At 50.8% G+C, this 695-nt stretch carries 1 protein-coding gene; it reads left to right on the top strand.

What is annotated here, in order from left to right:
* The first annotated feature begins 60 nt into the window (after positions 1 to 60).
* A complete protein-coding gene (locus HMPREF2890_RS09425; protein ID WP_371325791.1) occupies positions 61 to 675 on the top strand; it encodes an ISAs1 family transposase in 615 nt (204 codons plus the stop codon).
* The last annotated feature ends 20 nt before the right edge of the window (positions 676 to 695 follow it).

Raw genomic sequence — 695 nt, 5'->3', positions numbered from 1 at the left:
GCCATCAAGGAGCTGCTTGCCCTTATCGACATCGAGGGTGCTACTGTCACGATCGATGCGATGGGGACGCAGAGAAAAATCGCAGAGCAGATCGTACCACAAGGCGGTGATTACATATTGTGTGTCAAGGACAACCAGAAGGGAACCAAGATTGAGTTGGAGGGCTTTTTCGAAGGGAAGTACTACAACCCGGAGATCATCACCACCGGAGGTGACCCAGAGCTCGGCCATGGACGGATCGAGTCTCGTAAGCTGAGAAGCATAGTCGACCCGATGCGACTGGATGACACAGCCGTGACCATCAGCCCCAAGGAGTGGCCCGGACTGCGATCCGTTCATCAGCTAAGGAGGGTGCGGATAGACAAGAAGCAGGATGAAGGAAGCGACGTACTGAGCTACTATATCTCATCACTATCCGACCCCGGGAAAGTTTTCGACCTCATAAGGACACACTGGTCAATAGAGAATCACCTTCACCACACATTAGACGTGGTGATGCTTGAGGACCGGCAGCTTAAGAGGAAGAATAACGAGGCAAAGAACTTCAACATTATGTCTAAAATCGCTCTTTTCTTTGTCGACAAAATGAAGGAAAAGAGTGGCAAAAGACTCATCACCCAATTCCGGATCAACGCCACTCTGAAGCCCTCCGAGCTGCTATCTATCAAGCTGTGAGCCCATTCCCCAAAAACGTC

This window comes from Porphyromonas sp. HMSC065F10, assembly GCF_001808555.1.
GTDB lineage: Bacteria > Bacteroidota > Bacteroidia > Bacteroidales > Porphyromonadaceae > Porphyromonas_A.
This window is presented reverse-complemented; position numbering and strand designations above follow the sequence as displayed.